General features: G+C 35.7%; 14 protein-coding genes and 1 pseudogene. 8 read left to right on the top strand and 7 right to left on the bottom strand.

Going from position 1 to position 13,276, the window contains the following annotated elements:
* Positions 1-64: 64 nt before the first annotated feature.
* The 3 genes from CFK40_RS17000 to CFK40_RS16990 all read right to left on the bottom strand — a co-directional run bounded on the left by CFK40_RS17000 (position 65) and on the right by CFK40_RS16990 (position 1,995).
* Positions 65-982 carry a peptidylprolyl isomerase gene (locus CFK40_RS17000; protein ID WP_089533590.1) on the bottom strand — a complete coding sequence of 306 codons (918 nt, stop codon included), beginning with the start codon at positions 980-982 and terminating at the stop codon, positions 65-67.
* Between the two features lie 106 nt (positions 983-1,088).
* Positions 1,089-1,274, bottom strand: coding sequence for a hypothetical protein (locus CFK40_RS16995; RefSeq protein ID WP_089533589.1), 186 nt, complete (start codon positions 1,272-1,274; stop codon positions 1,089-1,091).
* Positions 1,275-1,449: 175 nt separating this feature from the next.
* Positions 1,450-1,995: a DUF3267 domain-containing protein gene (locus CFK40_RS16990; protein ID WP_089533588.1), complete on the bottom strand. Its 546-nt coding sequence runs from the start codon at positions 1,993-1,995 to the stop codon at positions 1,450-1,452.
* Between the two features lie 201 nt (positions 1,996-2,196).
* Here CFK40_RS16990 and CFK40_RS16985 point away from each other — a divergent pair, with 201 nt between their 5' ends.
* Positions 2,197-2,553, top strand: a complete 357-nt coding sequence (locus tag CFK40_RS16985) for a DUF1878 family protein (RefSeq protein WP_227001809.1) — start codon at positions 2,197-2,199, stop codon at positions 2,551-2,553.
* A gap of 68 nt (positions 2,554-2,621) precedes the next feature.
* Here the strand turns inward: CFK40_RS16985 and CFK40_RS16980 are convergent, their stop codons facing one another.
* The gene (locus CFK40_RS16980) at positions 2,622-3,101 is read right to left on the bottom strand and encodes a GbsR/MarR family transcriptional regulator (RefSeq protein ID WP_227001808.1); all 480 of its coding nucleotides are present in this window, start codon (positions 3,099-3,101) and stop codon (positions 2,622-2,624) included.
* Between the two features lie 333 nt (positions 3,102-3,434).
* Here CFK40_RS16980 and CFK40_RS16975 point away from each other — a divergent pair, with 333 nt between their 5' ends.
* The 5 genes and pseudogenes from CFK40_RS16975 to CFK40_RS21715 all read left to right on the top strand — a co-directional run bounded on the left by CFK40_RS16975 (position 3,435) and on the right by CFK40_RS21715 (position 8,739).
* Entirely contained in the window at positions 3,435-4,634 is a 1,200-nt protein-coding gene (locus CFK40_RS16975) for a quaternary amine ABC transporter ATP-binding protein (RefSeq protein ID WP_089533586.1), read from the top strand.
* A complete protein-coding gene (locus tag CFK40_RS16970) occupies positions 4,627-5,487 on the top strand; it encodes an ABC transporter permease (protein ID WP_089533585.1) in 861 nt (286 codons plus the stop codon). The genes CFK40_RS16975 and CFK40_RS16970 overlap by 8 nt, the downstream gene beginning before the upstream one ends.
* A gap of 74 nt (positions 5,488-5,561) precedes the next feature.
* Entirely contained in the window at positions 5,562-6,461 is a 900-nt protein-coding gene (locus tag CFK40_RS16965) for a glycine betaine ABC transporter substrate-binding protein (RefSeq protein ID WP_089533584.1), read from the top strand.
* 427 nt (positions 6,462-6,888) lie between these two features.
* Positions 6,889-8,310 (top strand): annotated as a pseudogene (locus CFK40_RS21720) (glycine betaine ABC transporter substrate-binding protein); the annotation flags it as partial.
* The gene (locus CFK40_RS21715; RefSeq protein ID WP_319418060.1) at positions 8,296-8,739 is read left to right on the top strand and encodes a glycine betaine ABC transporter substrate-binding protein; all 444 of its coding nucleotides are present in this window, start codon (positions 8,296-8,298) and stop codon (positions 8,737-8,739) included. The pseudogene CFK40_RS21720 and the gene CFK40_RS21715, both read left to right, overlap by 15 nt.
* 67 nt (positions 8,740-8,806) lie before the next feature.
* Here CFK40_RS21715 and CFK40_RS16950 read toward each other — a convergent pair whose 3' ends face one another.
* The 3 genes from CFK40_RS16950 to CFK40_RS16940 form a co-directional block, all read right to left on the bottom strand.
* Positions 8,807-9,166, bottom strand: coding sequence for a YtxH domain-containing protein (locus CFK40_RS16950; RefSeq protein WP_089533581.1), 360 nt, complete (start codon positions 9,164-9,166; stop codon positions 8,807-8,809).
* A 361-nt stretch (positions 9,167-9,527) separates the two neighbouring features.
* Complete coding sequence (locus tag CFK40_RS16945; protein ID WP_089533580.1) at positions 9,528-10,055, bottom strand: tryptophan transporter; 528 nt, start codon at positions 10,053-10,055, stop codon at positions 9,528-9,530.
* A gap of 122 nt (positions 10,056-10,177) precedes the next feature.
* The gene (locus CFK40_RS16940; protein WP_089533579.1) at positions 10,178-10,609 is read right to left on the bottom strand and encodes an HIT family protein; all 432 of its coding nucleotides are present in this window, start codon (positions 10,607-10,609) and stop codon (positions 10,178-10,180) included.
* Positions 10,610-11,304: 695 nt separating this feature from the next.
* On the opposite strand from CFK40_RS16940, the gene CFK40_RS16935 reads away from it, so the two are divergent.
* A complete protein-coding gene (locus tag CFK40_RS16935) occupies positions 11,305-12,051 on the top strand; it encodes an ABC transporter ATP-binding protein (protein ID WP_089533578.1) in 747 nt (248 codons plus the stop codon).
* A complete protein-coding gene (locus CFK40_RS16930) occupies positions 12,044-13,249 on the top strand; it encodes an ABC transporter permease (RefSeq protein ID WP_089533577.1) in 1,206 nt (401 codons plus the stop codon). The genes CFK40_RS16935 and CFK40_RS16930 overlap by 8 nt, the downstream gene beginning before the upstream one ends.
* The last annotated feature ends 27 nt before the right edge of the window (positions 13,250-13,276 follow it).

Genomic DNA, 13,276 nt, shown 5'->3' with positions numbered 1-13,276 from the left:
CGAGATGAAATTGACCAAGAGAAGATGCTGATCCATATTGGATCAGCATCTTCTTATTTACACTTTATTTGCTTCCTTCTTCCTTAGAAGCGCCTTCTTGCTTAGGTTCTTCTACCTTGAATAAGTCTTCATATTGATCAATTTTTACATCAATCTTAGCATCTTTCAATAAGTTAGTAAGTTTTTCTTGGGCTTTTGCTGGGTCAACTTTCTTAGCTGCTAACTCACTACGAATACCCTCTTTTTCTTCTTCAAACGACCCAATTTTTGCCTCGCTGTCACGCTTGTCCGTCACTTTAATAATGTGGAAACCATGCTGCGTTTTTACCGGTTCACTAACTTTTCCAACTTCTAAGCTATAAGCAGCGTCTTCAAACTCTGGGACCATCTTGCCGACTGAGAAGTAGCCAAGGTCGCCACCTTTTTCAGCACTAGCTTTGTCTGTCGAATACTCTTTTGCTAATTCAGCAAAATCCCCACCATCCGCAAGCTTTTGTTTTACTTCTTTAGCAGTTTTTTCATCGGCGACTAAAATATGAGAGGCTTTAACTTCTGTTTTCATTCGCTCGTACTGTGTTTTGATTTCTTCATCTTTAATTTTAATATCTTCTGTCACAGCAGCTTGCTGTAAATAGCTAATCTCTAATGCTTCTCGGTATGCATCTAGATCCTTATAACCCTGTTGTTGAAGCATCATTTCAAGTTGCTTTTCATCAAATTGATCTTTGAGTTTTTTTACTTCAGCATCAACTTTTTCTTTTGGTACGTCGTACTTATCCTCAAGAACTTTAACAAGTACCATTTGTTGTAAAGCTTGGCCACCGTAAGTATCTTTCATTTCATTATAAAATGCATCTTTTGTAATATTACCTGCTGCTGTTTCTACAACCGCTTCTTTGCCTGATTCTGCATCTGAGTTATTACAGGCTGTTAAACTTAGTACTCCTGCTGACAATGTTAATGCAATTGCTAGTTTTTTCATTTATTAAACACTCCTAATCTAATGGTTAAAAACTAATGATTAATATACCATAGTATGTAACAAAATAAATAGTCTTATTTGGATTTTACATAGTTTTTACTAATCTTTATGTAACTACATTTAACACCCGGATATAGGAAGATACAAGTAAGACCATAATCATCAGATTTATAACCCTAAAAACCGTTGATTGCTTTTTTTGATTCATTTCCATTTTTAAGCAAAATTGGTGTGTCAGTGAATTAAAAATTAATAGAACAAACAGTGCATAAAATACATAAACTATACTCATAACAAACCTCCTTAAATCCTATTGGAGATGTATTCTTAATTATTGTTTAATAAATTACGGAACTTCGAAAACACCACATTTCTTACTTTACCAAATTTTTTTACGTATGGATAGTGTTAAAGTAGTTTAACGAAAAGAAATCACCTGAATTTGCTATTCAGGTGATTTCTTTTTGTTAATTTTTTGCTTTGACTAATATGGCGAAACCTTCATTTTCACTTTCAATAAAAGCACGTCTAGGCGCCTTTATAATGTGAAGAGTGTAGAGAAAATCGGTAAATGATGCTCCGATATGGATTGCTGTAAATAATAGAATATATACATAATAATCAACAAATACTAACGATGCAAAAATACCTGGAATTGTAATGAACAATGTTGGTGCAATTGCCATCATTAAAGACATTGGCTTTGATAAAAATGTTTTCGCATGATATCTACAAGTAGGAATAATACTCTTTTTTAGGTTAAAATATATTTTAGTTCGTTTATTCATCATAATTAATGGTAATATATGCATAAATGAATGAATAGTCGGCATTAAGATAACTAAACCGAGGAGAGGCACAATGCCAAATTCATTTACGTGTGACGTACCATGAATACTAGAAAAAGGTACAAAAAGAAATACGAATGATAGTAGCCCGATCAAAAATGAAAGAAAATACAATCTGTTTGTACCAAATTCTTTTGTGAAATTTATGGATTTCCAGCAGTTCATTTTTGACCCTCCTTTATATGATTCTAGCTGTATTGGTGGCTCAATCCTTAATGAATAATAGTACGTTTCAAATGAAAAAGCAATAGTTTTTTTGTTAATTTTTATTAAATAATTTTCATTTATGCTGAGACGTTGATACATAGGCTTTCAGAGAGTGTTTATTGGTGAACTTTTTTAGTGGGAAATAGGGGGTGGATAGGTTTGAATCACAATGATTATAAAATAACAATGATGTCCTTTCATGTTCAATTACTATCAAGACTAATTGATGTTAACCAATACCCGTTGGTCAAGTTAGTCATAGAAAATAATGTAACAGAAGAAGAATATAGCGAACTATTCCAGCTACTACAAATGTTAGAAAGTAAATATCTATTACAAAAGGAAGAAGGATTCTTGGACTTTACATCTTTATTGATTCATTTTGCGGGAATGTTGACTGAAAAGTTGGAGCCAAACGAAACCATTTATGCGTTAGAAAGAGAGGGCTATTTTCCACAATTAATAAAGGAATTTATAACGTTGTTAGAACGAGGTATTGCAATAAAGGGTAAATAAGAAAGCGCTAGACAATAAAAAAACTGATGGTAATATTTGCAATTAAGCGAAATATGACCATCAGTTTTTTAATCATTTTTTTTCATGTCGAGGAAAAAAGTTTCGATTTTTTTGTGGAAATCCATAATAGTTGATAGACGATTATAAATGGGTAGAAGATCGTCATCAAGTGAAGTAATATCTAAACTCTTTTGAATCTCTCCCAAGGAGCTTCTTTGGTGGTTAGCTGCATCAATCCATTTATTAGTATAAGAATTCATAAATGTTTTAAACAACTGCGCATTAGCTTGGTATAAGTCTTTACGAACGCCTTTCTTCCATACACGTGTGACTAATTTTAAATCTAGTAAGCTTCTAATACTAGTACTCATTGATGTTTTGCTTTTACCAATTGCCTCACTCATTTCATCTAGTGTCATTGGATTTTCTATCAAATATAAATAGGCAAAAAGTCTTGCCTCAAGTGGGGTCAAATCAAATAGTTCAATCGTTTTTGCAAATTCAGTCACAATTTTGTTAGTAAGTTGATCATTTGTTTGTTCCATCATAAAATCCTCCTAAAAGGCTTTCTATATAAAGGTTACAACAAAAGGGATTTTATTGGAAATCATACATATAATAGGAAATTAAAGCATTTACAAGTAAATAAAAGATATACGCCTGTCAATTACGTACAGTTCAATCTGTACAAACATTTTATACAAAAACGTTAGTGTATAACGTTTGAAATGTATGAGCTTTACGTTATATAGTAGGGAAGTGGAAAAAAAGCTGTTCGGAGTTAACGTCTTATTTATTTGCTTTGTTTCTAATTATAAAGTATTACGACTAAATGCATAGACGCTAGCGAAAAGGAACATAGAAAAGTAGAGGTGAACGATGTGCCGGTCATTGAAGTAAATGATTTATCAAAAGTGTTCGGCAAGAACCCTAGGCAGGCGCTAAACCTGTTAGATAAGGGAACATCTAAGGATGAAATTTTAAAAGAAACTGGGAATACGGTTGGGGTAAACCGTGCAACATTTTCAGTTGAAGCCGGAGAAATATTTGTCATTATGGGATTGTCAGGAAGTGGAAAGTCAACACTAGTACGTTTATTGAATCGTTTGATTGAGCCAACAGAAGGCAGTGTTTTAATAGATGGTGAAGATCTTTCTAACATGAATAAAAAAGAACTTCGAGATGTTCGCAGAGAAAAAATGAGTATGGTTTTTCAACGATTTGCATTATTTCCTCATCGAACAATCCTAGAAAATGCAGAATATGGCTTAGAAATCCAAAAGGTGCCAAAGGAAGAAAGAAAGAAAAAGGCTCAGGAATCATTGGAAATGGTTGGTCTTGGTGGATACATTCATCAAAACCCTGGCCAATTGTCTGGTGGTATGCAACAACGTGTTGGATTAGCACGTGCACTGGCAAATGATCCTGAAGTTTTATTAATGGATGAGGCCTTTTCAGCCCTTGACCCATTAATTCGTAAGGAGATGCAAGATGAATTGGTAGATCTTCAAGCAAGCATGCAGAAGACTATTATATTTATTACGCACGATTTAGATGAGGCCTTACGATTAGGGGATAGAATTGCCTTAATGAAAGATGGGTCGATTGTGCAAATTGGTACACCAGAAGAAATTCTAGTGAATCCAGCAAACGATTATGTAGAACGATTTGTGGAAGATGTCGATCGTTCGAAAGTATTAACTGCACAACAGATTATGAAGCGGCCTGAAACAATTAATGTTGAAAAGCATGGTCCCCGTGTTGCACTTGAAAGAATGCGTGAAGAAGGATTATCTAGCATTATTGTTATCGATAGCAAACGTAATTTACAAGGTTATGTTACAGCGGACGATGCTTCAGGAGCTAAACAAAAAGATGTACGTGATATTAAGGAAATTTTACGTACGGATATACCTAAAGTAGAAAAAGATACGGCATTAAATGATATTTTCAACATTATTCACGATTCTCCAATTCCTGTAGCAGTAATGGATGGAGAAAAGTTAGTTGGAATTATTGTGCGCGGCGCTTTAATCGCAGCCCTTGCTGGTGATGGTGAGGTGAATTTAGATCATGCTTAATAATATAATAGATTTTGCTCCAGAAATACCAATAGCGGATTGGACGGCGGAATTTACTGAAAAATTGACGGAAACTTTTTCATTTATATTTACTCCAATTGAAGAAAATTTTGATGTATTTATGGAATTTGTTTCTGAATCTTTATATGCTATACCGCCACTCATCATTATGATTATCGTTGCATTATTAGCATTTTTTATTACTGGTAAAAAACTTGGTTTGGCCGTATTTTCGCTAGTAGGCCTTTGGTTGATTTATAATCAAGGATTATGGGAACACTTGATGAATACTTTTACATTAGTCCTGATATCTAGTATCTTATCGGTCATTATTGGGGTTCCATTTGGTATATTGATGTCCAAAAGTAAAACAGCAGAGGCAATCATTACTCCAATACTTGATTTTATGCAAACGATGCCTGCCTTTGTTTATTTGATCCCTGCAGTAGCATTCTTTGGAATTGGTATGGTACCTGGGGTGTTTGCATCATTAATTTTCGCGACGCCACCGACAGTTCGCTTCACTAACTTAGGTATTAGACAGGTTTCAAAAGAACTTGTTGAAGCATCAGAGGCATTTGGTAGTACAGGTTCACAAAAGTTATTTAAGGTGGAACTACCGATGGCAAAAGCAACCATTATGGCTGGAATTAATCAAACGGTCATGCTAGCTCTTTCCATGGTAGTCATTGCATCTATGATTGGTGCGCCAGGTCTTGGTAGAGAAGTACTTTCTGCACTCCAGCGTGCGCAAGTCGGAACTGGTTTCGTAGCGGGTGTAGGAATAGTAATTCTTGCGATTATTATTGATCGTTTCACACAAAACGTGAATTCGAAGGGTAAGAAAGCATAATAATTGTTGGCATCTTTTCATAGTGAAAAGTTTTCCATATAGATAAAACTTTAAAAAAGGGGAGATTTATAGTTATGTTTAAACCTAACTGGAAAAAATTCGGCATTGCTGCAGGACTTTCATTATCATTAGTAGCTGCAGGTTGTGGATCTGATGAAGGTTCATCGGATGAGGGGTCATCAGAAGGCAATGCAGAAGCGTCAAAAGAAATTGAACTATCATATGTTGAATGGGATACTGAAGTCGCATCAACAAATGTTATTGCTACAGTATTAGAAGAACAAGGATTTGATGTTACAGTAACACCACTTGACAATGCAGTAATGTGGGAATCAGTGGCCACTGCTGAAACAGATGGTATGGTTGCTGCATGGTTACCAGGTACACATGGGGAGCTATACTCTGAATATAAAGATCAGCTAGTCGATTTAGGTCCAAATCTAGAAGGGGCAGCAATTGGATTAGTAGTTCCAGAATATATGGATGTTAATTCAATAGCAGACTTAGATGCGCAGGCAGAAAGCACGATTACTGGTATTGAACCAGGTGCAGGTGTAGTAGCGGCGGCAGAATCTGCTGTTAAAGAGTACGAAAATCTTAGCGATTGGGAAGTTCAAACATCTTCTAGTGGTGCAATGGCTACTGCATTAGGGGAAGCTATTGAAGCTGAAGAAGAAATCGTTGTTACTGGTTGGTCTCCGCACTGGAAGTTCCAGAAATACGATTTAAAATATCTAGAAGATCCTAAAGGTGTTTTTGGAGAAGCGGAACAAATTAAAACAATGGTACGTAAAGGGCTTGAAGAAGACATGCCAAAGGCTTATAAGATACTAGATCAGTTCCACTGGGAACCAGCTGATATTGAAAGTGTAATGCTTGCAATTCAAAATGGTGCCGATGCTGAAGAAGCTGCAGCAACATGGGTTGAAGAAAATCCAGATAAAGTTGCTGAGTGGACTAAAGGTATCAAATAATAGTTAACAACTGATTGGTAATATATTTATAATAAGGGACTGATACAGCATCTATGTGTCAGTTTTTTATTACAAATAAAGAAAGTATATAATTTGGCTCTATTAAGCTTACTTATATCAACGGTCATGTCCAGCTCCAGCGCCCAGCAACTAGCAAACTTCACACTCCTCCACTACGATAAGTCAACATCGGTTGTTGAAAAAGGAAGGCCGACTAACTACGGGCTGTCGCTCAGGCGTCGACATACCCCTGTTGCAGGGGCATGTTTCCTTTATCTCATTGCGGAGTGCTCCAGTTTGTACGTTGCTAAACGGGCGCTTGCGCTTTTCTAATCAGTTGAATAAAATATTGTAATCAGAAAACTAAGCATTAGCTGTTAAAGAAATACGGATGCCTAGTTTTCTATAGAAGGAAGAGTGTTTGTGTATGAAAAATAATTTTTTGCTATGGACAGCCCTTATAATAATAGTAATGCTAACGGGTTGTGGTTCGGATAAAGCTGACTCAAGTGCAAATAATGATGAAAGTTATAGTGAGGCAGTTGAGCATATTATAACTGGAATAGAACCTGGGGCAGGGATCACAGTAACAACTGAAGAGGCAGTTGAAGAATATGACAGTTTAGAAGGTTGGAAGGTTGATCAGTCATCCACCCCAGCAATGATGACACAACTTGATGAGGCAATTGAAAAAAAAGAACCTATTATTGTAACTGGTTGGAACCCACATTGGATGTTTGCAAAATATGAAAATTTAAAATATCTAAAAGATCCAAAAGGTGTGTATGGGGAAACAGAAGTAATAAAAACATTGGCACGCAAAGAATTAAAAAAGGATAAGCCACAAGCATATAAAATATTAGATCAATTCCAGTGGGAAGTAGAAGATATGGAAGGTATTATGTTAAAAGCACAGGAAAGTGGAAAAGATATAGCCGTTGTTGCTAAAAAATGGGTGGAAGACCATCCAGATGTTGTTTCGGAGTGGACGAAGGGCGTTAAAGACGTCGATGGTGTGGAAATTGAGTTAGTAACTACACAATGGGGATCCGAACTTTCTGCTACAAATGCCGTAGCTAAGGTTATGTCACAAAAAGGATTCGATGTTACAATCACACCAGTCGATGTAGCTGTTATGTATAAAGCAGTTGCAAATGGCGATGCGGATGCTACTGTTGCGGTTTGGATGCCAATTACAACAAAAGAATTTTACGAAAAGTATGAGGGCGACTTTATTGATTTAGGAGCAAATTTAAAAGGTGCCAAAATCGGATTAGTTGTTCCAAAATATATGGATATTGATTCTATTGAAGATTTAAAACCAGCTGAATAAAAATGAAAGGATGTTTTGTGTATGAAAAAGATCTTTGACAAAAATATTATCGTAATAGCAGGGCTAATGTTAATTCTACTAGTAGCAGGTTGTGGATCAGATGAGGAGAACGCAAGTGAGAAAAGTGGTAATGAAAAGAGCTACAGTGAAGCAGTCGAACACATGATTACAGGTATTGAACCTGGTGCAGGAATCACAGTCACAACTGAAAAGGCGATTGAGGAATATGAAAGTTTAAAAGGCTGGTCTCTTGAACAATCTTCAACCGCAGCGATGATGACAAGACTTGATGAAGCAATTCAAAAGCAAGAACCAATTGTTATTACAGGTTGGAATCCACATTGGATGTTCGCGAAATATAAAGATTTAAAATATCTCAAAGATCCAAAAGGTGTTTATGGAAAAACTGAAGTAATAAAAACACTAGCACGAAAAGGATTAAAAGAAGATAAGCCTAACGCATATAAACTATTAGACCAATTCCATTGGGAAGTAGAAGATATGGAAGGTATAATGCTTGAATCAACGGAAACGGGCACTGACATTGCTAAGGTAGCAAAAAAATGGGTTGAAGAACACCCAGATGCCGTTTCAAAATGGACAAAAGGTGTGGAGGATGTAAACGGAGTTGGAATTGAACTTGTATCAACTCCCTGGGATTCCGAGCGGGCGTCTGCAAATGTAGTTGCTGAAGTTTTAAGATCGAAAGGCTTTGAAGTGACAATCACTCCTGTCGATGTCGCAATTGTCTTTAAGGCTATTGCTGAAGGTGATGGTGATGCCACTCTAGCTGCCTGGATGCCAGTTACACATAAAGAGTTTTATGACAAATATACTGATCAATTTGAAGATCTAGGTGAAAATCTAAAAGGTGCGAAAATTGGTTTAGCTGTTCCGAAATATATGGATATTGACTCTATAGAAGATTTAAAACCAGCTGAGTAACAGAGGAATGAAATTAAGAAGGACTTTCTCAACATTTCGTTAAGGAAGTCCTTCTTTTGATTTAAAATTACTGATTCTTAACTTTTTCTTCTAGATCTTTCAAACTTGATTCGATTTGTTCTAGGTATTTGTGGATGTTTTCTTGGTGTGGTTCAACGGTTTGTTGCCAATCCTGAACAGACTTTTTGATTTCTTGGGTTAAATCTTTAATTAATGCTGCACCTTCTTTTGAGGTTTCAGTAATTTGTTGTTTCAAACGCATTCCATCAAATTTTAAATTGCTAATCATATCTTTCCACTCAACACCTTGTTCTTTTGCACGGAAGCGTAGATCCCTTCCAGATGATGGTGTGCTTAGTAATGTTGCTGTTGCAGTAACAACTCCACCAATAACAAAACCGAATAATAATGATTTGCCTTTTACCATATGAAGTTCGCTCCTTTCAAATCCATACTATATCTTTCCTTCTATTGTACTACAAGTAAACCTATTTCTCGAATATTTAACGAGGTTGTTCAAAAAGTCACCAAATGATAAACGGCGAATTTCTTCGTTGCGCAGTTTTTCCGGTCCTCACGTATTAACAGCATAGAGGAACCTCTACTAAAACCGTCCACGTCCTGTGGACAACGTAGAAGTCAGCACAACACGCGCAAGTCCGGTCCTCAAAATCTTCGCGCCTTGAACTTCTTGTTTCTAATTTGCCGCCTTTTGAACACGCATTTAACGTGTAAAAATATCCACTGACCTAATGTGCCAGTGGATATACATGGGTAACGGTTTATTATTAAATATTTGAAAGTGTTATTGGTTGTGATCGTCTCATGATTTTTTGTACCACAGGGTAAACGACAATCATCATAATTGTGTTTACAGCAGCTGTTGGTAATACAATTGTTAAGAATAATGCTGTAAATACCCCATCCATAAGACCTACAATGTATAGCGCTGAAAATAAAAATATACTTCCACTTATTATTGTTCCTATAGCTGTTAATGCTGGCGCACTAATCTTGTCATTGACCTTATCTTTAACAAGCAAAAACAGTCCGAAAAATAATAGTGCTGTAATTGGTTTGTCAATCAGATTGGCAATTTGTCCTCCAGGAGCAAGTGTTGTTAATGCTGAAATTATTGCAGTTACAATGGATAGTAATACAACATACTTCAATTTCGGAAATAGCATGATTCCTAGAAACATCATAGATAATAACATATCTGGTTTCATCCCAAATAATATTGCTGGTACTACTGTGTGTAGAACTGCTCCTATCCCTACAAGTAAGGATAAAATAATAAGAACTCTTGTATTCATATCTAAACTCTCCTCTTCTCAGCTAAGCTACTTTTCGTCTGTTTCTCAACTGTACACTCGTTGTCAGCTGCAGAAACGTATTATAAGTATAACAAAATTTTTCTGAATTAAAAAGCGTTAATCTAGCTTTTTATTGACGAACTAATTTCTTTCGCAATTGTTTGTAATTCATCGCTAGTATAGTCATCCATATGTGTTTTCCAATTAGAAGAGTAGCCATCATTTTCACCGTATCTTGGTATAAGATGGATATGTAAATGAAATACGGATTGATCGGCTGGTTTTTCATTGTTATTTAGCAGGTTCATACCAATTGGATTGTAGGTAGCTTTTATTGCATTTGCGACTTTTGGAACACGAGCGAAAAATTCACGCGCGATATCTTCAGGTGTCTCGTATATATTCTTTGTATGTTTTTTTGGGATAATTAGTGTATGTCCTTTTGTAACCTGACTTATATCCAAAAAGGCATAAACAAAATCATCTTCATAAACTTTGGCTGATGGAATATCACCATCGATGATTTTACAGAAAATGCAATCCTCATGACTCATCCAAATCACTCCTAAATGTATTTTCATCTATTATATAAAGGAATGGGCATGAATGTAAAGCTATAACTAGAGACTAAAATAATAACAGGCATAGCCCGCAAGTACACTGCTGTACTTTTTGGACTAGCCTGTTTTTAAGTAGCCTGAGGATGGGTGTTCATCTAAATTGGGGACTTTTGTAATTAGTTAGCATGATGGTCGTTCAGGTTAACTAACTTACAAAAACCGTTTTGTTTGTATTTCTGACCACGAATTACATAGAACAAAATGGGTTTTCATTAGATGTCCTTTCACATACACCTCATTTACTATTTAATAAATAACAAAATGGGTTTACACTGAATGTGCGATCACATACACCTCATTTAGTATTTAATCGAATAAAAATGGGTTTACATTAAATGTTCGATCACATACACCTCATTTAGTATTTGATACGAAATTTTTTGTAGTGACCATCCTCATGACTACAAGAGTTATTTTGAACAAAATCGTCAATTCTATACATATTATTTTGTAGAAATTTAAAGTATAGTTTGTTTTGGCTTTAAACGTGATCAATGGTAAAATTTATTTACACGTAGGGAAAGTATATAAGTTATAAGGAAACGCTGATGTAAAGACTTTACCATTCACTAATAAATACGAAGCGAATGGCGAGTTTTTCTTAGGTGAGAAATATAGGAGGAAATTCGATGAATCCATTGTTACATATTGAAGATTTACACGGGGGATACACACATAAAAATGTACTTCATGGTATTTCGCTCGATGTTAAGCCAAAAGAAATTGTCGGGTTAATTGGCTTGAACGGCGCTGGTAAAAGTACGACAATTAAACATATTATCGGATTGATGCATGCAAAAAAAGGGTCTGTATCAATTAATGGTAAAACATTTAATGAAAATCCAGAGACATACCGAAAACAAATGGCCTACATACCTGAAATGCCTATTTTATATGATGAACTAACACTATATGAACATTTAAAATTAACAGCGATGGCCTATGATATTGCGGAAGATGTTTTTGAAAAACGGTTACCACCTTTACTGAAGGAATTTCGCATGGAGAAAAAGTTAAAATGGTTCCCAGTGCATTTTTCAAAAGGGATGCGCCAAAAGGTAATGATTATGTGCGCCTTTTTAATTGAACCACCATTATATATAGTAGATGAACCTTTTGTGGGGCTCGACCCATTAGGAATTCAGTCTTACCTTCAGTTAATGGATGAAATGAAACTAAATGGCTCAGGCGTACTAATGTCAACGCATATTTTAGCTACAGCTGAACGCTATTGTGATCGTTTTGTAATTTTACATGATGGAAAATTAAGGGCTAATGGGACACTTGAAGCGCTTCGTGCAGATTTTGGCATGCCAGATGCTACATTAGATGATTTATATGTACAGTTGACAAAGGAAGAAGAAAGCCATGTTTGATTCACATGCGTTTTTTAAAAATCGTTTTTCTGAACATTTAAAGGAGACAAGCCGCTATCTGCGTTATATTTTTAATGGGCATACAGCGATAGCGATGCTTTTTTTCATATCTGCTGTAGCGGTTTATTACCAACAATGGATAGCAGATCTTCCTGCAAATTTTCCTACAGCTTGGGTTGTTGGGATAGCCTTTGGATTAGCGGCAAGCTATAGTCCAGTTCGAACATTATTAAAAGAGCCCGATTTGGTTTTCTTAATAGCTGCAGAAAGTAAAATGAACGCTTACTTTCGAAATGCATTACTTTATAGCTTTGTCATACAATTATACTTACTGTTAATCGTTGCAGCAGCATTAGCACCATTGTATTCCGCAACTTATCCTGAGCGTGAAAGTTATTTATTGACCGTTCTTGTGATGCTTGTTTTTAAAGTATGGAATTTACTAGCGAATTGGTGGATGTTGAAATTTAGGGCTTCTAGTATTCGGCAAACAGATCTAATTACCCGAACAGTTCTTACAGTAGCCGTATTCTATTTTCTAATTCTTGGTGATTTGATATTAACGGCAGTTACTACAGGTTTATACATGGTGGTGTTTTTGTATGATTATACTATTTCCCGTAAACAAGCGGGTGTTGTATGGGATTTACTTGTACAAAAGGACCGTAACCGAATGCAGACGTTTTACCGGATTGCCAATATGGCGACAGATGTTCCGCATTTAAAAAGCAAAGTAAAAAGACGACAATGGCTCACTTCCATTGTCAGCAGAGTTCCATTCCAAAATAAACATACGTTTAACTATTTATATCGAATTACGTTTGTGCGTAGTGGTGATTACCTAGGTATGTATGTACGGTTAATTGTTATCGGAGGACTGTTCATTTATTTTGTTCCTCACGTTTGGATGAAGATACTTTTTGGGTTATTATTTCTTTACATGAGTAGTTTTCAGATGATGACATTATATCATCAACATCGAACAATCATGTGGTTAGATTTGTATCCTGTTGATCCAAAATGGCGGAAACATGCAGTAATCAAGTGGTTATTTCAACTGGGTTTGATTCAAACCGTACTATTTGCAATTGTATTTTTGCCACTGCAAGAATTCGTGGGAGCAGGAATAATATTGGTTGGGGGATTTATTTTTAATTACTTGTTTATCAATGGTTATGTGAAGAAAAAATTAGTATAAACGAAAAACATCCCCGCAGAATTAATC

Origin of the sequence: Virgibacillus necropolis (assembly GCF_002224365.1) — a bacterium.
Taxonomy (GTDB): Bacteria; Bacillota; Bacilli; order Bacillales; family Amphibacillaceae; genus Virgibacillus_F; species Virgibacillus_F necropolis.
Note: the sequence above shows the minus strand (reverse complement) of the source record. Positions and strands in the feature narration are given on the sequence as shown.

Bases quoted from the DNA above. Each gene is read 5' to 3' on its own strand.
- CFK40_RS16980 (WP_227001808.1), bottom strand. From the start codon at position 3,101: ATGATGGAACAAACAAATGATCAACTTACTAACAAAATTGTGACTGAA.
- CFK40_RS16950 (WP_089533581.1), bottom strand. From the start codon at position 9,166: ATGGTAAAAGGCAAATCATTATTATTCGGTTTTGTTATTGGTGGAGTT.
- CFK40_RS21715 (WP_319418060.1), top strand. From the start codon at position 8,296: ATGGAAGGTATAATGCTTGAATCAACGGAAACGGGCACTGACATTGCT.
- CFK40_RS16965 (WP_089533584.1), top strand. From the start codon at position 5,562: ATGTTTAAACCTAACTGGAAAAAATTCGGCATTGCTGCAGGACTTTCA.
- CFK40_RS16995 (WP_089533589.1), bottom strand. From the start codon at position 1,274: ATGAGTATAGTTTATGTATTTTATGCACTGTTTGTTCTATTAATTTTT.
- CFK40_RS17000 (WP_089533590.1), bottom strand. From the start codon at position 982: ATGAAAAAACTAGCAATTGCATTAACATTGTCAGCAGGAGTACTAAGT.
- CFK40_RS16940 (WP_089533579.1), bottom strand. From the start codon at position 10,609: ATGAGTCATGAGGATTGCATTTTCTGTAAAATCATCGATGGTGATATT.
- CFK40_RS16990 (WP_089533588.1), bottom strand. From the start codon at position 1,995: ATGAACTGCTGGAAATCCATAAATTTCACAAAAGAATTTGGTACAAAC.
- CFK40_RS16930 (WP_089533577.1), top strand. From the start codon at position 12,044: ATGTTTGATTCACATGCGTTTTTTAAAAATCGTTTTTCTGAACATTTA.
- CFK40_RS16970 (WP_089533585.1), top strand. From the start codon at position 4,627: ATGCTTAATAATATAATAGATTTTGCTCCAGAAATACCAATAGCGGAT.
- CFK40_RS16935 (WP_089533578.1), top strand. From the start codon at position 11,305: ATGAATCCATTGTTACATATTGAAGATTTACACGGGGGATACACACAT.
- CFK40_RS16945 (WP_089533580.1), bottom strand. From the start codon at position 10,055: ATGAATACAAGAGTTCTTATTATTTTATCCTTACTTGTAGGGATAGGA.